Source organism: Martinezella multihospitum, assembly GCF_900094585.1.
In the GTDB taxonomy this organism is placed as follows: Bacteria; Pseudomonadota; Alphaproteobacteria; order Rhizobiales; family Rhizobiaceae; genus Rhizobium; species Rhizobium multihospitium.
The window spans coordinates 121,809-140,164 of record NZ_FMAG01000003.1; the positions used below are offsets into that span (position 1 = coordinate 121,809).

18 protein-coding genes are annotated in these 18,356 nt (G+C 58.9%); 2 read left to right on the forward strand and 16 right to left on the reverse strand.

The genetic code is table 11. The features are described from left to right. Positions 1-8: 8 nt before the first annotated feature. From GA0061103_RS12160 to GA0061103_RS34735, 5 genes are all read right to left on the reverse strand, one after another. The gene (locus GA0061103_RS12160; RefSeq protein ID WP_092711473.1) at positions 9-6,776 is read right to left on the reverse strand and encodes a phage tail protein; all 6,768 of its coding nucleotides are present in this window, start codon (positions 6,774-6,776) and stop codon (positions 9-11) included. Between the two features lie 104 nt (positions 6,777-6,880). Beyond that, positions 6,881-7,309 carry a DUF6950 family protein gene (locus GA0061103_RS12165; protein WP_092711475.1) on the reverse strand — a complete coding sequence of 143 codons (429 nt, stop codon included), beginning with the start codon at positions 7,307-7,309 and terminating at the stop codon, positions 6,881-6,883. Then, positions 7,306-7,926 (reverse strand): hypothetical protein, encoded by a 621-nt coding sequence (locus GA0061103_RS12170; RefSeq protein WP_092711477.1) that lies wholly within the window; start codon positions 7,924-7,926, stop codon positions 7,306-7,308. The genes GA0061103_RS12165 and GA0061103_RS12170 overlap by 4 nt, the downstream gene beginning before the upstream one ends. Positions 7,927-7,929: 3 nt before the next feature. Then, a complete protein-coding gene (locus tag GA0061103_RS12175) occupies positions 7,930-8,574 on the reverse strand; it encodes a hypothetical protein (protein ID WP_092711479.1) in 645 nt (214 codons plus the stop codon). Then, positions 8,574-10,997 (reverse strand): hypothetical protein, encoded by a 2,424-nt coding sequence (locus GA0061103_RS34735; RefSeq protein WP_141694427.1) that lies wholly within the window; start codon positions 10,995-10,997, stop codon positions 8,574-8,576. Before GA0061103_RS34735 ends, GA0061103_RS12175 begins: the two co-directional genes overlap by 1 nt. Positions 10,998-11,055: 58 nt before the next feature. On the opposite strand from GA0061103_RS34735, the gene GA0061103_RS12185 reads away from it, so the two are divergent. Both GA0061103_RS12185 and GA0061103_RS12195 read left to right on the forward strand, forming a co-directional pair. Next, positions 11,056-11,646: a hypothetical protein gene (locus GA0061103_RS12185; protein WP_092711483.1), complete on the forward strand. Its 591-nt coding sequence runs from the start codon at positions 11,056-11,058 to the stop codon at positions 11,644-11,646. Between the two features lie 314 nt (positions 11,647-11,960). Further along, a complete protein-coding gene (locus GA0061103_RS12195) occupies positions 11,961-12,332 on the forward strand; it encodes a hypothetical protein (protein ID WP_092711485.1) in 372 nt (123 codons plus the stop codon). Between the two features lie 38 nt (positions 12,333-12,370). Here GA0061103_RS12195 and GA0061103_RS12200 read toward each other — a convergent pair whose 3' ends face one another. The 11 genes from GA0061103_RS12200 to GA0061103_RS12250 all read right to left on the reverse strand — a co-directional run bounded on the left by GA0061103_RS12200 (position 12,371) and on the right by GA0061103_RS12250 (position 18,289). Continuing rightward, positions 12,371-12,676, reverse strand: a complete 306-nt coding sequence (locus tag GA0061103_RS12200; protein ID WP_092711487.1) for a phage tail assembly chaperone — start codon at positions 12,674-12,676, stop codon at positions 12,371-12,373. A gap of 23 nt (positions 12,677-12,699) precedes the next feature. Then, positions 12,700-13,101, reverse strand: a complete 402-nt coding sequence (locus GA0061103_RS12205; RefSeq protein WP_015340441.1) for a hypothetical protein — start codon at positions 13,099-13,101, stop codon at positions 12,700-12,702. 83 nt (positions 13,102-13,184) lie between these two features. Next, entirely contained in the window at positions 13,185-13,670 is a 486-nt protein-coding gene (locus tag GA0061103_RS12210; protein WP_092711489.1) for a hypothetical protein, read from the reverse strand. Between the two features lie 3 nt (positions 13,671-13,673). Continuing rightward, positions 13,674-14,105 carry a phage tail terminator-like protein gene (locus GA0061103_RS12215; protein WP_092711491.1) on the reverse strand — a complete coding sequence of 144 codons (432 nt, stop codon included), beginning with the start codon at positions 14,103-14,105 and terminating at the stop codon, positions 13,674-13,676. 36 nt (positions 14,106-14,141) lie between these two features. Beyond that, entirely contained in the window at positions 14,142-14,534 is a 393-nt protein-coding gene (locus GA0061103_RS12220) for an HK97 gp10 family phage protein (protein WP_092711493.1), read from the reverse strand. A gap of 21 nt (positions 14,535-14,555) precedes the next feature. Further along, positions 14,556-14,783: a hypothetical protein gene (locus GA0061103_RS12225; protein ID WP_092711495.1), complete on the reverse strand. Its 228-nt coding sequence runs from the start codon at positions 14,781-14,783 to the stop codon at positions 14,556-14,558. After that, on the reverse strand, positions 14,780-15,136 hold the full coding sequence (locus GA0061103_RS12230; RefSeq protein ID WP_092711497.1) for a hypothetical protein: 357 nt from the start codon (positions 15,134-15,136) through the stop codon (positions 14,780-14,782). The genes GA0061103_RS12225 and GA0061103_RS12230 overlap by 4 nt, the downstream gene beginning before the upstream one ends. Continuing rightward, positions 15,136-15,633: a DnaT-like ssDNA-binding protein gene (locus tag GA0061103_RS12235; protein ID WP_092711499.1), complete on the reverse strand. Its 498-nt coding sequence runs from the start codon at positions 15,631-15,633 to the stop codon at positions 15,136-15,138. The genes GA0061103_RS12230 and GA0061103_RS12235 overlap by 1 nt, the downstream gene beginning before the upstream one ends. A 70-nt stretch (positions 15,634-15,703) precedes the next feature. Continuing rightward, on the reverse strand, positions 15,704-16,672 hold the full coding sequence (locus GA0061103_RS12240) for a DUF2184 domain-containing protein (protein WP_092711500.1): 969 nt from the start codon (positions 16,670-16,672) through the stop codon (positions 15,704-15,706). 3 nt (positions 16,673-16,675) lie between these two features. Continuing rightward, on the reverse strand, positions 16,676-17,146 hold the full coding sequence (locus tag GA0061103_RS12245; RefSeq protein WP_092711502.1) for a structural cement protein Gp24: 471 nt from the start codon (positions 17,144-17,146) through the stop codon (positions 16,676-16,678). Positions 17,147-17,173: 27 nt separating this feature from the next. Then, the gene (locus tag GA0061103_RS12250) at positions 17,174-18,289 is read right to left on the reverse strand and encodes a DUF2213 domain-containing protein (RefSeq protein WP_092711504.1); all 1,116 of its coding nucleotides are present in this window, start codon (positions 18,287-18,289) and stop codon (positions 17,174-17,176) included. Between the last annotated feature and the right edge of the window lie 67 nt (positions 18,290-18,356).

Below are 18,356 nucleotides of genomic sequence, written 5' to 3' on the forward strand. Positions count from 1 at the left end.
CCTGCGGTTTAGCGCTTCAATGTTAGCGCGTTGATGCTGCGATTATTGACAAGAAGGAGCGGCGCGCTGCTTCCTTGAAGGGTGAGCGGCTTCACATCGAAGCGGAACTGCGTTGCGCCGGTTCCAGCAGGCGGGGTGTACGTGAAGGCGTGTGCGAAGGTGCCGTATTTATAGAACGATAGCGGCAGAACGGCCGTATAAGCATTGTTGCCGCTATCCCAAACATAGACCTCGACTTCGGTCATCGCGCCGGCCTGAGTATAGCCGTTATTGCTCATCGAGAATGACGACATGACGAGGACTGGCGGAGAACCAGTGCCGTGATTGGCTGTGATACCCGTGATCGGAATGGGGCCAGATCCAGAGTTAATACCTGCCTGACCTTGGATTGAAGAATCAACACGGGTTACCGCGCCACCCGCGATGTTGCTAGTTCCGACCTGCAAAGTGCCGATGATCGCAGAGCTGATATTGACCGCGCCGAGATTGGCGGTGATCGCATCGAGACTGTTGACCGCGATCTTGTTTGCAGTGACCGCGCCATCGACAATCAGCTCGGCCGAGACAGCGCGGCGCATCACCGGCTTCGACCAGTAGCAAGAGCTGCCGGTGCCCGCTGTCTTATCGACCTGCAGGAGCATGGCAAGCTTGGTATAGCCGCTCGGGATCGTAATGCGCCCCTGAAGGCGCACCCATTGACCTTTAACGCTGGTCGAGGCTCCGGGGACGATCTGTGGACCCCATACGCCCGTTGGCGTCAGAAAGCCCGCGTAGATGTTTGCGTTGCCAGCATCGGTATTAAGGACCCAAGCGTCGAAGGCATAAACTTCACCCGCAGTGACAGTAACATAGTTCGACAACGCGATATCGCGACCAAGTGACTGCAGCATCCAGCCGGCTGCATCGCCTTGGCTCGTGTCAAGATAGAAGGCCTGCCGGTTCTGAATGGACCAGCCATCCAAGGTCCCGGTCTGCCAGCCATTATCGGCCACATTGGAGAAGTCGGTCAGGACGAGCTGTTTGGCGGTAATGGCATTTGCCGCGATCTGATCCGCGCCGATCGTGTTGGCGGCAAGCTTGTCGCCGGTAATCGAGCCCCCTGCGATCGTGGTGGCGGTGACGGCACCGGCTGCGATCGTGCCGGCCGTGACCGCATTCGCTGCGATCTTGCCCGCCGTGACGGCGTTGGCAGCGATCTTGTCGGCCGTAACGGCGCTGGCGACAATGCCGCCGTTTGTGATCATGACCACGCCGCCATCGCTCCACGGCGTTGGTTCGGCCGCGCTGGCCGGGATACGGCACAGCATGGGCTTGTTCACGAACATAAAGCTGTCAGTCTGACCGCTGATGGTGTCCAGTTTGCGCAGATGGAAGGAAGCGGCAACCGCGTTGGCAGGTGCGGCACCAGCTGTGCGGAGACGCGGCCAAAGGTCGGGATTGAACTGATCCCCCGCACCCGTATTTGCCGAGGCGGTGGTATAGCTGAGCGCGCCACCATCGGCCCCCACCCATTCGATACGCAGCTCCACGGTGCAGCGATGTGCCGAGATATAGGCGGTTGCTTCCAACCATTCGCCCGGCGCACAAGGCACCGAGAATGGCAGCCCGTTGGCCAGACCATCCCCGCCAGGCCGCCTCCATCGGACATCCGCATAGAAGCCGGTAGGTCCGCTGCCCTGCCGCAGTTCCAGTACCGGATTGTTGCGGCCGGACCATGCGTCACCCGCTTGGCGGATACGCATGGCGAGCCCCGGAATGGTGCCGCTGGTATAGGTGACGCCCCAGCAGTCCAGACCCATCGTGAAGCTGGTGTTTTGAAGCAGGTTCTTACCCGAACCGACCGCGAGAGCGTTCGTCGTCACCGAATTGGATGCCAGCTTGTCGGCCGTAATGGCGTTAGCAGCGATCTGCGCGGCTGCGACGGCCCCAGCAGCGATGATGCCAGCTGTGACGGCGTTAGCCGCGAGCTTCCCAGCCGCCACCGAATTCGCAGCCAGTGCGCTTGCGGTTATCGCACCATCAACGATGAGGCTGGCCGACGCCTTGCGCAGGAGGCTAAGCCCCCCGATCGAGACGTTGCCGTCGGTGTAGGTCCTATGGATATACATCTTGACCACAGCGCCGAAAGCCGTAGCAGGCGGCGTAATACTAGCCGTGAAGGTCTGCAGACCGTTCGCAGTTCCGCCATCGCTGGTGCCGTACGCCGTGATATTGACGTAGGTGTCGGGACTTAGCAGGTTGCCTTTGGCGTCGAGCCAGTGAACACGAGCCCACAGGCCGTATTTGGTGCCCGACGTGCGGATCACCTGAATGGAGGAAAGATATTCCTGACCCGAAACGACAGCAAAGGCCTGGCTTTGGGCGATCTGCATGTAACCAGCGCCAGTGAAATATGTATAGTCAAATGCTCCTTTCGAGGTGAAGGCTTGCGTTGTTGAAGGATTGACGACCGTATCGTTGAGTGCAGACCACGCAGCGTGTGCCTGAAGCTGATTATCGGGAATGAGATTTTCCCAATCCTGCAGAATGAGGCTCCGAGCGGTGATCGCATTCACCGCGATCTTGTCTGCCGTGATGGCGCCGGCCGCAACCTTCTCAGCGGTAATGGCGCCGTCCACAATCAGTTTGCCGCCGTTCCTACGCTGGCAGGAGACAAATCCGATCTGGTAACTGCCTGTGGAGGTGAGGTTTTCTCCGGGAACAAAATCAACCCAAGCATAAACTGCTTCGGACGGCACGATGACCGTTGCATTCCAATCCGTGTACGAAGTTCCAACCGTCACGGGGATACTGAAGCCCGCGGCGTTAAGATAGTTGATTTTGTCTGCGCCCATAAAGCGGATGCGAGCAGACAACGAGCCGGCCGGGGTTCCGATGGCCTTTATGAACACTTGAAGGAAATATTGCTCGCCGGGCAGGACGGGAAAAATATTATTGTTTCTCGACGCGATGGCGTTCGCCACGGCACCGGCACCGATGTTCATATAGTAGTTGCCTGTGTAGGCGTTTGCGCCATTGAGGATGGTGACGCCGGGACCATTCACCCAGCTCTTGTCCCCTTCGCCAAAGTTCGGGTTTTCACAACGATTGGTGAAGTCGGCCAAAACCATCTTGTCGACCGTTATGGCTTTGGCCGCTATCTGCGTCGCGCCGATCGCACCCGCCGCGATCTGACCGGCCGCGATGCTATTGGCCGCGATCTTGTCAGCGGTCACCGAACCGGCCGCGATTGTACTTGAGGTAACGGCATCCACGGCGATCTTCCCTGCGGTCACAGCGCTAGCCGCTATATCGTCGGCGACCACCGATCCTGCGGCGAGTGCAGCTGTCGTAACCGAGCCTGCCGCCAGATGGTTTGTCGTGATGCCTCCGTCAACGATCAGGTTCGCGGCATTGGCGCGGCGAAGGATCGCGCGGTCGATCAAGAGCGTCAGCGCCGTGGTGCTCGTGTTGAAGAACCGCACCTGAGCATAGCAGGCACCGGCCGGGACAGTGATCTTCCCACTATAATCTGTCCATGTGGTGCCAAATGCCTTGTTACCCGCAAGTTCGACGTAGTTTGGAGTAATCAGCGCCTTGTTGGCGTCGAACCACATAAGCCGGTAATAGGCACCGTTGGTGGAGTTGTCCGTCGTACCGCTTTTGAATGACGTCTCGAAATAAAGAACCTCACTCGCAGCGACGGGAATAAATGCAGTTGTTCGAATTTCACTGTTGCTGGCGGTCGTGGTTTTGACCATCCGCAACATGAGGGAGCCGGTGTTATCCGAAGCCACGTATGCCATCGTGGTGTTTGCGCCAACCACTGTCAGATAAGACGAGATAGATGAGGCGCTGTCTTCAAACTTCCCGTTTGGAACCAGATTCTCGAAGTCCACCAAAAGAAGGGATTTCGCAGTAATAGCATTCGCCGCGATCTTGTCTGCCGTGATCGCATTGGCCTGCAGCTTCGACGTCGAGATCGCATTGTCTGCAACCTTGGTCGTTGTGATGGCGTTGTCCGCGAGCTTTACGGCATCGACTGCGAGAGCCGCCAATTTGCTGTTGGTGATCGCTGTATCCGCGATCTGCGAGGAAACCAGTGTCCCGGTGACCTTGGCCGCATTGATGGCGGCAATCTGCGCGTCCGTCATCTGGCCGGTGATGTCGGATGCCGGCGTCGCGGCAGTCCAGGTACTGCCAGTATAGCGATAGAGCTTGTCGTCGATCGTCAGATAAACGGTGCGCCCTTCGATATTGCCGGTGGCGGGCAAGCTTGAGACAATTTCCACCGGCCGGATGCCGGAGGCAAACTTGGTTGCATCGACTGCATTGGCCGCAAGTTTCGCAGCACTGACCGAACCATCGGCAAGCTTGCTTACATCAACGGCGAGTGGTGCCAGCTTATCGTTCGTGATGGCGTTATCAGCAATTTGGGAGCTATTTAAGGTCCCGTTGACATCGACGGCAGCAACCGCTGCCGTCCACGCGCCATTATGATAGCGGTAGAGCTTCCCATCCGTCGTGAGATAAACCTGCCGTCCTTCGACATTGCCTGCTACAGGCAGAACGGAGACCACTTCGACGGCCTTGATACTACTCGCAAGGCTGGTCGCATCCACCGCGCCCTGGGCAAGCTTTGCAGCAGTTACGGCACCATCGGCAAGCTTGGCAGAGATTACGGCACCGCTGGCCAGCACATCAGCCGTAACAGCGGCCACCTCCAGCTTTGCCGTCGAAACCGCCTGGTCGGCGAGCTTCAGGTTGGAGACCGCCTCGTCCATGATCTTCGCAGCCGATACGGCAGCATCGGCGATCTTCGACTGGATGATTGCGCCATCGAGAATGTCGGCGGTCTGAATGAGGACGTTCGGTGTCTTGACGGTCAACCAGGCCGACCAGTCCGTTGCCCGGCTCGACTGCGGAAGATATCGGCCCCGCGCCTCATAGTTGGTATTGGCGAGCGTCCATTGGCCGGAAATCAACCACGAATATGGAGAGGCATAAGGATTACTGTCGCTGTCGAACACGACATCGCCGGTTTCCTTCAGACGCACCTGCACCCATACGCCCGCGACATCATCGAGATCTGGCGCACAGCTGATTTTGATTGCTGGACGACGATCGATGCCGCCGGCATCCTTGATCGTCGAGGGTTCCACCGTCCAGCCGATCATTGGCTGCGATGGCGGCGTGATGGGACCGAGCCAGCCGATGGCAGTGGGCAGCTGCAAGCCGGGATGCCAGTCATAGTCAGCCGGATCGACTTCCTTCAGCGTGACGACGATCAGGAAATTCGGTTGCGGCTCGACTTTGACGACCAGGAATTTCTTCTCGTCATAGCCATTGCGGGCCGAAGACCAGGAGACCACATCGTTTGGCTCGAGAGGATAGGCGTCTGGCGGCAGCGATATCTGATGCACTCGGAAGCGCCGGTAATCCTGGATCATTGCCAAGCCGACACGTTGCACCTGGTTGGCAAAGGGTACGGCAAGCAGCTGGACTTGCGCCGGAAGGCGCCGATTACCGTCCTGGGCTTCGAGATCGGCATTGTAACGGCCCGGCGCGTCCTTCGTCGCCCATTTTTCCGCTGGCTCCGGATAAGTGGCCTCGATGGCGTTATAAGTTGCGGAAAGCGAAGGGAAGGGTTGGAAATCCTGCTCCTCCGTGACGATAATATCATCATCCGTGAACGAGTAGACCGCCGCGCCCGGCGTCCCGACCAGCATCTTGAAGATGCCGCCGACTTCCGCAATCCGGCCATTGCAGCCCTTCAGCAGTTCGGAAACGGCGTCCAGCGGCTCCTGATCGCACTGCACGTCATAACCTGCGCGAAAGGCCGGCTCGCTGCTGCCGTCGTCGAGCTGTACAGAGGCATCGCACGCATTGGCCGCAGCCATCCAGTTGGTGGCCGGCAGGCAGAAGGCGCCGATGTTCTGGCCGCCGTAGACCCATTCCGAGCCGTAGTAGACACCACGGGCGAGATTGTAGATCATGATGGCCGGGTTGCTGCTGGGCTCCCAGGTCGAAGGGTCGCTCCAGCGATGCTCCCCATTGCCGCCAACAGAGGAATCCTTGCGGATATCGTAGAGCGGCAGCGGATGCGGCTCGAAAAGACCGGCAGGAACGCCCTTGAAGAGTTCGGTATTGTAGCGCGAGGTGAGAATGACCACCTGGCAGCCACGGCCGATCATCGTCGATTTCCACGGCCGCTCAGCATGGGTGCCGAATTTGGCCGTCAGAAAAGGATCGGAGCTAGATTGCGTGCCGTCTAGGAACTTGATCCAGAGATAGTCCTTGTTCTTGACGCGATACTGCAGCACCGGAAAGCCGCGGCCATCCGGATGCGGCTGGTCCCAGAGAACGCCGACCTTCTGGTCGTCGATCCAGACGCTGGTCAGGCCGCGTTCGCCGGCGCGGTTGGGAAGGCTGCCAATTTCGATGACATCGGTGAAATAGGCATTTGGCGTCTTGCCGTCGTCTCCCCAGGTGCCGGCATACTTGCGCTTGCCGGCGGTCGCGTAGCTGCCGATGATGAAGGACATCGCATGATCGTCCCCCATGCTGATCTCGAGCTTCGTTCCGGCCGGTTGCGGCTTGTCCTTCTTCGCCAGCGCCTTTTCGACCAAAGAAAGACCGATGTTGATGGCGACGGTCAATACAAGTTTACCGATGGCGCCGATCGAGCTGAAGAAGCCCGCAATCGAGGTGATCGCCAGGCTGATCGGTTCGGCATGCGCCGCATCCGCCATCAGCCAGAAGCCGAGGACGTTCAGAAGCAGGATGAGATATTTCATGGATCGGACGACCTCGATTGGCGCATAGGAAAGGGTCGTCGCGGGCAGAGCCGCGCCGAAATGTCACCGTTCAGGGATAAGAGGATTAGCGATGTACCGCCGGCCTAGCCGACCTTGAAGGCCCGTTTGGCGTCGAGCAGATCGACCGTGCCGAGCCCGCTCTCGCGCAGCACGAAGATGCGCTCGCCATTGACCACGCCGAGTGCGTAGCCGAAGGGGCCTTCATGCGGGATGGCGGCGATATCGCCGATGCCGGCTTCGCTAGGATGGATCTCGGGCAGCATGCTGGCGACGAGATCGGCGAGATTGTCGAAACCCGCCGCCTTCATCGTTTTCAAGGCACCGGCAGCCGTCGAATATTCGCCGCGAAACTGGGCGGCACAATCGACGCCGGTGATCGCCAGCACCAGATTGCCGGCAAGGCCCGGTCCGCAATCATGGCTGCCCCAGGCAAAGGGCGTGCGCTTCAGCCGATCGATCTCGGCGACGAAACGGGCACGCCAGTTCTTGACCCTGACGAGATCACTGTTCATTTCTGCCCCCAAGGGATCTGCCAATTGGCGACGGTACTGGAATAAAGGCCGAATTCATCGCCGCTGCGGCGTTTCTGGCCTTCATAGGAGGATTTGGCCGGATTGGTGCGCTCCAGCATGGCGATGGCGGCGGAGATGGCGGATATTTCGATGTCGCCATCCTGCCCCACCGCCGGCGTCTTCACCGGCGCGCCGTCAGCGATACCGAGAAAGGCGATTTCCGGCGCCGCACTCGGCAGGCGCGTGCCGGTATCAAACGACATATCGTGGATTTCGATCGGCGCCAGCCGCAGATCATAGCCGCGCACGAGCTGCTGCACGGCGGGCGCGATCTGGCCGATGGTGATGGTCACTGTCTGGATCGTAAGATCCGCCGTGCGCGGGATCGAGCTCACCTGCAGATTGAGGCCGCCATAATAGGTCCGCGCCTCCGGCAGACCGGTGACACCGGAGGTGACAGTGATGTTGATATCGTCGTCGCCGGTCCAGAGCCCGATCGAGGCGGCCGCGCCGCTGGCGAGATCCTTGCCGGTGATCCAGACGAAGCGACGGGGCACAAGCCCCTTGTCGCGCGCGCCTGTCAGCGCCGCAAAGAAGGCGGAGGTGATGTTCTTCATCGTCTATTTCTTCTGGATGATCTTGAAGGTGGCGCCCGTGGTGATCAGGCCGCTCGCGGTGCCGGGATTGTGGCTGCCCGGCATGACCAGGCATTTACAGGCCGGCAGCAGAAGCGTCACGCCGAGACCGGCGGCAAAGCCCGCCGGCAGATGCGGGAAGACGCCGAAGACGGGCGTTATCCCCTGCCCGTCGGCACCAACCGTTTCCGAAACTTCGAGAAAGGCATAGCGGCCGCCATAGCCGACCTGCATCTTGTCGCCGACGGTCAGCCGATAGCCGGCCGGCAGTCCCTTGAGGCTGAGCGAGGCATTGTCGGCCCCGAGCGCCGCGACACTGACCGCGGCGCTCCCGAGCTTCGTCCCGTCAGGATCGGCCTGCGGATATTTCGACAGCGGATCATAAAGAAAAAGCGCCTCCTGGGCGCCGTGTAGTTTGCGGATGCGGGCGGCGATCTGTTTCGCCTCCGCATTATACATGTCGGCCAGTGTCACCGTGCCGGTCCAGAGCGGCGGCGCCAGCTCCGCCTGCCAGACCCGGCCGTCACCGGAGCCGGAAAGCTCGTCATTGCGCTGAATGTCCCAGACGATGCTGGAGATCTTCAGAAGGTCGGCAAAGGCCGGCAGGCTGTAGGGATAGGAAACGGCCATCAGCGCCTCCGGGGATTGCGGTTGATCTGCGCGACGCGATCGGGAAGCTGCTGATTGAAATCATTCAGCCCCTGCCGCGTCGAACTCTGCGCTTCCGATTGCGCGACATTCTTCACATAGGCCTTCAGATTGCCGTCCTCATCGACGGAAACGCCGACCGTGACATGCACGCCGGAAGTGGAGCCGGCGGCATCGTTCTGGTTATCGGCCCTGAGTCGACGGACGGGAACGGCAGCATCGGGCTGCGCCCGCACCAATTGCGGCCCGCCCTCGCCGACCACGCCGCCATCGGCATAACCACGCCGGCCAAGCCGCATCGCCTCGACGATGCCGACGCCGCCGGCGCGGGCAATATCCTTCTGGCTCCAGACGACCTCGCCGGCATGAACGATGCCGGCCGGCTCATGCTTGCCGCCAGGGCCGGTATAGCCGCCATCGGCCCAAAGGCCGGGAATACCACTCGCAACGGCTGCCGCCGCCTGCGGAGATCGCGCCAGAATGCCGAGATCCAGCCCACCGCCTCCACCCAAGAGCCCGCCAAGGATACCGCCGCCACCGAACAGCCCACCGCCTGCAGCGGCACTGTTGACCTTGAACAGGCTGTTGAGCACATCGTTCAGCAGCCTGTCGGAAATCTTGGTGAGCACGGAAATCGCCGCCTTCCCCAAGGATTTCCAAAGGCCCTCGCCATTGCGCAAGCCGCTGACCAGCGTCGAGGCAAAATCACCGGCAAGCTCGCGAGCATATTTCAGCTGTTCATTATAGCGAATGATATTGGCCGAGGCCGAATTCATATCGACCGGCAGACCATATTGCTTCTGTGTAGAGGCGACTGTTTGATCGACGGTCGAGCGGCCCATCTGCTCCTGCTGGAACTGGATATCGCCCGCGAGCTTCTGCAGCGCCTGCGCCTCAGCAACGCGCCGATAGGCATCAGCCTGCTCGTTGGCCGCCTTGGTCAATTGCGGCATTTGCGCCAACTGCACTGCACAGCTTTTCTGAAGCTCGTCCTGGCTTTGCTTCAGCGTGACAACCTTCGACTTTACATTGTCTGTCGCGGCAGCGGATTGAGCGGAGGTCTGTATTCCGAGTTTTGTTTGTTCGGTATTGGCTTGTGTCGACTTCGTAAGAGTATCCGTTGCTTGTTGAACACCCTGCAATTCATCCTTTTGGTTGCGTTGAACGTCAACGCTGCCAACCGCAACCTGTTTCGATTGTGCTTCAATCACGAGGGGCGCCGCGCGAGCGAAAGACGAAAGCGCCGGAAAGAATGTTTCCACGAGAGCTCCGATTTGGGAAAGCTTGCGTTGTTGTTCAGCCGGCGGAGCAGGGGCGGCTCCATTCTGCTCTGACTTTATTTTGGCATTTATTGCTGCTGACGTTGCATCAACGTTTTTATTGACCTTCTCATCCAAAGCAACGTAATCTCTGTATGCCTCTGAATTCTGGATCATGCTAGGCATGGCGTCCTTGAATAGCTGAGCAAAAGTCTGAAGATTTACAAATTGTGGGTTCTTAGCGGCATTTTCGGCTACGCTATTCCCAAAAGTTTGATATTGCTGTCTCGTGGCTTTTCCCGACAAGATTAGTGGCTTGATCTCGTTATATTGCTTCTCCAGCTCAGTAAAATTCCCTCCCCCGATAAATGAATCCGTACCGAACTGCATTTCAGCAGCGAGTTTTATTGAATTAAATGTATCACGCACCATTTCCAGCGAAGAATCGGATAGCTTCTTAGGAGTTTCTAACGCACTCACTAGGCCGTTTTCGGTATGACTATTTTCGTAATTAATTTTCATCGCTGGAGTTTCATCAAGAGAAAGCTTGCGTAACTCGTCGGTCATCCTCGCTCGATCAGCAATGACTTTCTTCGAAGTTTCAAAGCGGTTTGATGGTAAGCTTCCATCAACCTTGTCGGCTACCGAACTAAAAAAGATATCTGCAAAGAAGGCGCCGAAGCCACCAAACAGACTACTGGCGCTCTTTATTGCCTGGCTTCCGAGGCTCAACGCCATATCGGACGCATTTTTGCCTTCATCGGGCCGATTCTCCATATAATATTTCAGCTCCGGCGATCTGCGATAACTGGATTCTCCATTTGGAGCGGATTGTGATTTATCGCCTGAAAGTTGTACTCTTCCACTTCCGTCGCTTGATTTCACGTTCAAGGCAATCAAGGAACTCGACAATTTGATCGGAGACGATCGATCATTGCTGCTCAATTTGCCAATGGCGTAATCAACTCTGGCGAGAGAACCTGCCGCACCTCGCGCTTCATTGCTCATCGTTTTTAGTGCACGACCAGTCACACCGGATACTTTTTCCGCCCGGCCCATCGAAGCAACAAAATCCCTTACATCGTTACTTGCGGTCCTTATGTCACTGCTATCGACTTTAATGCCTAGAGTTGCGATTTCTGTCACTGGACCACCTTCTGATTTCATGTAAGAGAATACGGCTAGGCTATCTGCGGGAGTTTTGATGAAGCCGATTTCTGGTCTGATCGCAGCGGTTATCGCCGTGCTGCTGCTGAACAATTATGGCTTCTTCGATCCACCGATCGTAAAAGCTTGCGAGGAACGCATGATGCGCTACTTCATTGCGCCATCGAGCTACAAACGTCTCGGATACGTCTTGTCGGAAAGGCCATTTTCGAAGCCTGAAATCGAGAAGAGATATTTGATAGATGACGCTACATTGGAGACCTTAGGCGCCGAAGCGGCTGCCCGAATGAAGGCACACCAGAATTTGATACGAACAGAGGGTCTAAGCTTTCTCAAAAAAGGCGGCCTGGATCCTACGGTTCACTCAAGTATAATTGAGTTCAACATCAAAAATAAAGATAACGAATTTGTAAATGTAATTGTCGATTGCAAATATTACTCAGATGATGGCAGTATTTCCGGGATGAGAATATACGACGTACATCCAGTGGATGTCGACAATTCGAACCTGCTTCAGGTGACTCAAGATCGACCTGAACTGTCAACAGAAGAGCAGCAAAGATATGCCAAACCAATAGCCCCGTATCGAGGTTGGCTCCACGACATATGGAGACGACTCGTTAATTGAGGTGTCTCCGGAAGAACTTTAGCACCTACCCCGCCTCCCGCGCCCTGATCGCCGTAGCCTTCTCCTCCACCGCGCGGCAATAGCGCCCATCCATCGCCTTTCACACTGCAAGGTCCTCGCGGAATTACCGTGATGCTACACTCAAATAAGAACGCTTGTCCTATCTAGCCCACTGATGGCCATCTTGCCTGGCCCAAACCAAGGCCATCACTGAGAAAAATGAGTGCACCGTCACTGTAATTCAAATTCGCGCAGTACTTGTATTTCTTCTCCCGTCGCTTTAGCATCGACTTCGGTTGAAATTAGGATGAACAATGCGCGGAATTGTTGCACTTATATGCCTATGCCTTCTGGGCGGTAGCGCTTTTGCCGGCAGCACCAAAAATAGCGATTCTAGCGCGGACGTGCTGATCAAAGCCCTCTATGACAATTTAAGTGCCACCTACCTATGCCGAAACGTTGCGGGCGTAGACATATACTTGAAAGCGCGTAGCACAGTGGAAGCGACGATGCTGAAATTTTCAAAGAACGCAGACCTCACTCAAAAAGTTCTGGCAAAATGGGAAGGCGAATTCCAAAAGAACGCAGGTTATCAAAACCCTAACATTTCAGTTGACGAATGTAAGGTTTTACTAAAGGGACGACTTGAGAAACTCAATGCTGCTTTAGTTCAGTTTCTGCAGTAACAACTCTTGTTGTTTCGCTTTCATTGTCAGAACTCGTTCTACCCCGCCTCTCGCGCCCTGATCGCCTCCGTCTCCTCCTCCACCGCCTGGCAATAGCGCCCGTCCATCGCCTTCAACACGGCGATGTCCTCACGGCGCAGAAGGTTGCCGGTCAGGTGTAGCCAGGCCAGCATTTCCTGGTGGGAGAGCGGCGCCGGGCCGGAAAAGCCGGAGGCCTGCGCCGAACGCAGGTCCCAAAACCAGTCCCAGAGCGCATGGCCGGCCTCCGGCACCTCGGCCTCCGGACTTAAAAGCTCGAAGGCCTCGTTGCGTTCGCGCCGGGTCTCGCCGTTTGCATCACGCACGCAATCATAGCGTGCAACGATCCCTACGGCTTCTGAAAGCCCTTCGGCAAGCTCTTCATAAAATTTGCGCGGTCCTCCGAGGCGCCAGCCACCTGATCGTAGATCCAGCCGGCGTCCTCGACGACTTCGCGAGCCTTCTCGAAGGAGAGCACCGGCTGCTCGCCCTTCCACTGCTGCTCGCCCCAGCTCCAGGAAGCGATGGCGGCGGCGGCCTTGTCGAGATATTCGGCCTCGACCTTGCTGGTGGTCAGCTTCTTCTTGCGGCTGGCGAGGAAGCGGTCGCTATGCTGGCGAACGATCTTCTTCACCTCGTTGCTCTCGGCCGAGCGGATCATGAAGGAGATGCCGAGCGGCTCCTCGGTGGCCGGATGCAGGAGCTGCAGCTCGAAGAGATCTTCGGAATTGACGAGACTGGAGATATCCAAGGAAACACCTTATCGGTTGGGACATATTCGAGTGGCCGCGCGCCGCAGGAGAGCGACGCGCGCAAGGTTCCGAAAGATCGCACTTACGGCGTGGTGACGGGATCGACGCGGATCGGCAGCTGGTTGAGGCCGACCTTGAACTTCTCCAGATCGAAATCGTCGGAGCCGCCGCCGGGATAAAGCGGGCCGGAAACGACGCCGCGCGAATAGAAGACCGTGTTGGTCTTGCCCTGCGGCGCATCGTTGCGCTCGACCTTGATCGCCATGTTGTTGATGTTAAGCGGATCGCCGAAAACGCGCAGGATGTCCTGGCCGGGATCGTCGGCGATGGAGGCGACTTCAAGCTCCGGGTCGCCGGCGTTGGAAACGCCCTTCTGCTTCTGCTGCACCGGCTCATCCAGCGTATTGTAGTTGTTGATGGTGGATTCCGAGCCGAAATCGCCGACCTTGCCGACCTTGCCCACCTGCACCCAGGTCAGCGCGGCATAGGCCGTGGCCGTCAGGTCGGTATTCTGGGGCGTCTCGCATACGTAGACTTTCGAGCCCTTCTTCGTGCTTTTGTTCGCCATGGATCATGTCTCCGGTTCAAAGGCGGTGTAGGGAATGGTGACCGGTATCTGTACCCGGTCATCCTCTTGGATCGGGCCTGCGGCCCACGGCTCGCCACTGATCGTGATCTTCACGCCAGAGGCGAACAGCGTCTTGTTGTTGAAATGGTCGATGACCCGGCCGGCGGCATCGAGTGGCTTGATCAGCCCGCCGCCGGCCTTCCAATAGACGGAAACCTGCAGAAGCCCGAGCTTCTGCTGCGGATCGTCGCCGAGCGTCACCTGCCGGGGCCGGTTGGGCAGAAAGCTGACAGCCAGATAGTTATCCGGCTTATCTTGCCCCGCCGGCGGAAAGGCAATGCCCGGCTGCGCCACCGGCAATGGCGGCTGAAATTGGAGTGCTGCCAGATGATCCAGCAGTGCCGCCAGAATGAGAGCGTCCGTTGCCGTCGCCATGCATCACCTTGTCTAGATTGTTGAAATTTCGAAGGATCAGTCCGTCGTGTCGCGCGCTGCGCTCGCGACGATGTCAGGCCATTGGCGCGCCGCAAGCCGCACCATGCCCTGCCCCGCCTGACCATCTTTGCCATATTCGACGGCGGCGGCATGAGGGGCGGTGAAACCCATATGGATCAGACCGCCCAGCGGCACGCCGAGGCCGGCCAGGTCGACCTGACGGCCCTCATCCTCGCCCTCGGCATCACCGCTTTGCCTCGGCGGGGCGGAAACCCGGAAGGAATTGACAAGGTCGCCGGAGGCTACAGGCGTTGCCTCGACGATCGCCTCGGCCAGCCGCTGCGCGGAAAGGTTCACCACCTCTTCCATGCGCTTCTTAGTTCGCTCGGCCCAGGCGGCGATGTCATTGGAAAAATTCGAGGAAGCCATGTCGGATACCTGCTGATAAGGTTAGGCGTCATCGGCGGCGTCGCCCGATGAGGAGCGACGCCGCTCGAAATTCAAAAGGGTAAGATGGCCGTAACGGGCACGAACCGCAGGTCTGGCCGTCCGAAGTTCGGCCTTCGCCCCATCACTCTTCTCAATCCCCGGCAATGGTGAGACCCGGTTGAGCAGCAGGATGACGCGCGCCAGCAGCCAAAGCGTCAGGATCGTCTTGAAACGTACAAGCGCCGTCATCGCCGCACCTGCAGTTGCCAAAACACGACAGTCCCACCTGGAGACAGCGGCTGGATATCGATGATCGCATGCTCGACGCCGCCGATCAGCACCTTGTCGGCCAAAGTCGGCGTGACCGAGAGCCCCTCGGTCGACAGATAGACCATGCGATCCCCACGGTGGATCAGCGTGTCAGCGACATGCGCCTGGGTCTGGTCGAGATCGACGAGCGAGCATGGAAAATCCTCGCTCGTCTGTACGGGATCGTAATCCGGCCCGACACTCGTAATGCGCCGCAGAAGGACTTTCTGGCCGAATTTGGCGATCAGCCGCTCGGCAGTCACCCGCGCCTTATCGTAATCGAAAGCAGTCATCACACCACCAGAATGCCCGGCAGTACCGGACGCAGGAGTGGGTAAAGCAACCCATCGAGCATGGTCAGGATCGGCTTTGCGGCGGCAACCATGTCACCGCTCGTATCGGCAACGGCATATTCCGTCTCAAGCGGCCCGACCTTCTCACGCTTCACCGTGCGAGCCGCAACGATGACGGGCGTCAGGCTGCCCGGCTCGGAAAGCTCGAGCGCTGCTGCCTCATAAGCCGCATAGGTCACGGCCAGTGGCAATGTGCTCTCGGTGATCGGCTCGCCGTTGACCGTCATGGCTTCACTGCGAGGCCAGGAGAGCACCTGATCATAGCCGCCAGCCCGCCGGCCAGTGAATCTCGGCTCGTAGAGAGCATCGATCGCCTGAGATCCGCGCACCAGCGCCGCCAGGCGATCGCTATCGCTCGCAGTAGCCCAGGCCGCCTTGCCGCGATCGGCAAAATAGGCGTCAGCGGCAGCGAGCGTGCCGTAAAAAGAAACGGACATGAAAGCTCCGATGTCGATCGTTTGAAGGAAAAACCCTCCCCCCGCCGGAGCGGAGAGAGGGAGTTCAGCATCAGGCAGCGGTGATCTCGTCACCGTAAGCCATAGCCGCAGGCAGGCGCACTTCGGTGCCGCCGGTGCGGGCGATGATGCCTGTCTCGAAGCTCATGATCGACTTCTGGCGCGGCTGCAGCACCCGGCGCGGCATCGGCAGATGGAAGCGCAGCACCTCCGGATCACGGCGATAGACGACCATGCGGCCGCCACCATCCTGCGAGGCCGTGGCAAGCTCGCGCAGCGGCTGGATGTCGAGCGGCTGGCCGGTCTCGGCCGTGTAGACATTGCCGCGCCGCAGGAACTCCAGCACGGTGATATAGCCGTCGCCATCGGCAAGTCGCTTGGTGGCAATCAGGCGGAAGGCTTCCGGCGGCAGACGCAGGCTGTCGATCCACTCGACTTCGCCGGTCCTCTTGCGCACGCCGCCGATAAGATCGTTGACGTCGCGCAGGATCTGGTCGGCCGTCTTGGCGGACCATTGGGTCGAGCCGCCGGTGCCGTCGGCAGCGACATCGACGCGCGACACCTTCGGATCGTTGACGAAACCGGTCCAGCCCTTTTCCGTCGAGCCGGTCATGGCGACGGAATTGAGCAGACGCTCGATCTTATCGGCGGCGAAAATGGCGTTGGAAGCATTGAGATCGAGATTGTAGAGTGCGGCCTGATTGACCTCCTCGAGATTCCACTCCCAGCCGGAGCCGACCATCGCGAAATCATGGCTGGCGCTGTCACGGCTCGACTGGTTGAACGGCATGTCCGTGCCGGCAGCAGAGAGGAACTTCGCCTCGCCGGCGCTGTCGACGGTGAAGAAGGTCGTGCCGGAGGCCCATTCATTGCCTTCGGTGACGACCGGGACATGGAGGCCGTAGTTGAGGGTCGGATAACGGCGCTGGTAGATGCGCGTCTCGATATTGCGCCCCTGCGCAATGACGAAGGAATAGGCGGCCTGGGCATCGGCAAACTGCTGTCGAACGAACTGGTTCATGAATTAGGCGCTCCTGTGCTTGAGCGAAATCTCGACAATGTCGCCGTTGCTGCCGCTCGTGTCGAAGAAACAATCGGGAATGGGGCCGACGATGCCGGTGCCGGCTGCGTTGACGTAGGCATCCGTCGTCGGGTTGTAGTAGACGGCATCACCATCCGAGACGGCGCCGCCGGCCCGCACATACATCTGACCGGAAGTCAGGAATGCGCCGGTGATGAACTGGGCGTAACCGCCGGCCGGCGCCACATCGGGCAGCACATTCGGCGTCAACACGGCAATGCCGATAAACTTGCCGCCTGCGGCAAACGGCGCCACGCCATGATCGGCAAGGCCGCGCTGCACAGGCTGGCCGAACTTGATGCCGGCAGCGGTTTCAACCGTGCGGCTGATCTTGTCAGCCTTTTCCTCGGAAGCGATCTGCCCGTGCAGGCCCTTCCGAGGAGCGTTTCCATAGGTGGTCTGATAAGTCGCCATTGAAGCGTCTCCTTTTCGTTGATCTGGTTAAGAGGGATTGGCGGCCAGATGCGCGCTCTCGAGATCGCGCACCATGGCGGCATAGGCGGCAAAGGCCGTGGATATAGACGGCTGAACGGAGTTAATGCCGTCCTTGATGGTTTCAGCAAAAAGATCCGGCTTCTTCCGCAGGCCTTCGGCCAGCATGTCGAAGCGCGCGTCGATATAGGCGTCCGATCGGCCCTGCACGGCGCCCTCGCCTGCCTTGGCGATCACGATGGCCTTGCGGATCGCAGCGTCGGAAAGGCCGGATGTCTGGATGTTATCGACAATCGCCCTGGCAAGGCCGATAAGATCGGCGCGCGCCGCGGCACGGCGCTCGATCTCCGCCTCATCGAGAAGAGCCGCTTTCAGCGTATCGAGTTCGGCATCCCGGACGGCGATGGCCTTCTGATGGCCGGCCTCGGCGTCAGCAAGGCGCTGCCGCAATGTCGTGATGATCTCTGCGGCCTGATCGGAAACTTCGATCTCGGCGCCATCGATCATGATCGTCTTCGTGGGCATCATTCCTTCCTTGCTTTGCTTGTCATCGGAAAGGGGGCGTGGGGCTGCGAGAGGAGAGCAGCCCCACGGTGCGGCTGCATCGCCGATGCGGACTTTCGAGCCCGCCCGGCCACAGCGCACAATGGCAATATGGTTGATGCGAATATTTCGCTGGATGGCGTCGTAGGCTTCGCCGGCGGGTGTCACGCCGGCCGTGAAATCGACATCGCAGACATAGCCGGCAGAAAGCTCCTGTTTGCCGCTTTCGATGGCCTTGATCGTGTCCTCATCGCTGACCATCAGCGGCACGCGCAGGAAAATGCCCTCACCGCTAATCTCGTCCCCGGTCTGGCCGACCGCGTATTTCTTCCAGTTTTCCGAGGTGACCATTTCCGGCGGGTGCTCATTTGTCACCGGCCGGTGAGCGGCGCTCTTCAGCGTATCTTCGGAAAAGACCTCGCCCCCTGGACGATAGACGCGCACGGTCGGCATCTCGGGCTTGCCGATCTCGGCGCCAGCATAGGTTTGAATGCCGGTTCGGGCGATGCGGGCGTCAGCCACAAGGTAGCCGTCCCCCATCCGCCGCGTCCCCGCGACGGTGACAGTGTCTGTGAAATTCATGTTGGGATTTCTCCTGGCCGAAGCCGATGTGGTTCGAGTGAAAGCCGGGCTGTGACGAAGCGGATTC

Bases quoted from the DNA above. Each gene is read 5' to 3' on its own strand.
- GA0061103_RS12160 (WP_092711473.1), bottom strand. From the start codon at position 6,776: ATGAAATATCTCATCCTGCTTCTGAACGTCCTCGGCTTCTGGCTGATG.
- GA0061103_RS12165 (WP_092711475.1), bottom strand. From the start codon at position 7,309: ATGAACAGTGATCTCGTCAGGGTCAAGAACTGGCGTGCCCGTTTCGTC.
- GA0061103_RS12170 (WP_092711477.1), bottom strand. From the start codon at position 7,926: ATGAAGAACATCACCTCCGCCTTCTTTGCGGCGCTGACAGGCGCGCGC.
- GA0061103_RS12175 (WP_092711479.1), bottom strand. From the start codon at position 8,574: ATGGCCGTTTCCTATCCCTACAGCCTGCCGGCCTTTGCCGACCTTCTG.
- GA0061103_RS12185 (WP_092711483.1), top strand. From the start codon at position 11,056: ATGAAGCCGATTTCTGGTCTGATCGCAGCGGTTATCGCCGTGCTGCTG.
- GA0061103_RS12195 (WP_092711485.1), top strand. From the start codon at position 11,961: ATGCGCGGAATTGTTGCACTTATATGCCTATGCCTTCTGGGCGGTAGC.
- GA0061103_RS12210 (WP_092711489.1), bottom strand. From the start codon at position 13,670: ATGGCGAACAAAAGCACGAAGAAGGGCTCGAAAGTCTACGTATGCGAG.
- GA0061103_RS12215 (WP_092711491.1), bottom strand. From the start codon at position 14,105: ATGGCGACGGCAACGGACGCTCTCATTCTGGCGGCACTGCTGGATCAT.
- GA0061103_RS12220 (WP_092711493.1), bottom strand. From the start codon at position 14,534: ATGGCTTCCTCGAATTTTTCCAATGACATCGCCGCCTGGGCCGAGCGA.
- GA0061103_RS12225 (WP_092711495.1), bottom strand. From the start codon at position 14,783: ATGACGGCGCTTGTACGTTTCAAGACGATCCTGACGCTTTGGCTGCTG.
- GA0061103_RS12230 (WP_092711497.1), bottom strand. From the start codon at position 15,136: ATGACTGCTTTCGATTACGATAAGGCGCGGGTGACTGCCGAGCGGCTG.
- GA0061103_RS12235 (WP_092711499.1), bottom strand. From the start codon at position 15,633: ATGTCCGTTTCTTTTTACGGCACGCTCGCTGCCGCTGACGCCTATTTT.
- GA0061103_RS12240 (WP_092711500.1), bottom strand. From the start codon at position 16,672: ATGAACCAGTTCGTTCGACAGCAGTTTGCCGATGCCCAGGCCGCCTAT.
- GA0061103_RS12245 (WP_092711502.1), bottom strand. From the start codon at position 17,146: ATGGCGACTTATCAGACCACCTATGGAAACGCTCCTCGGAAGGGCCTG.
- GA0061103_RS12250 (WP_092711504.1), bottom strand. From the start codon at position 18,289: ATGAATTTCACAGACACTGTCACCGTCGCGGGGACGCGGCGGATGGGG.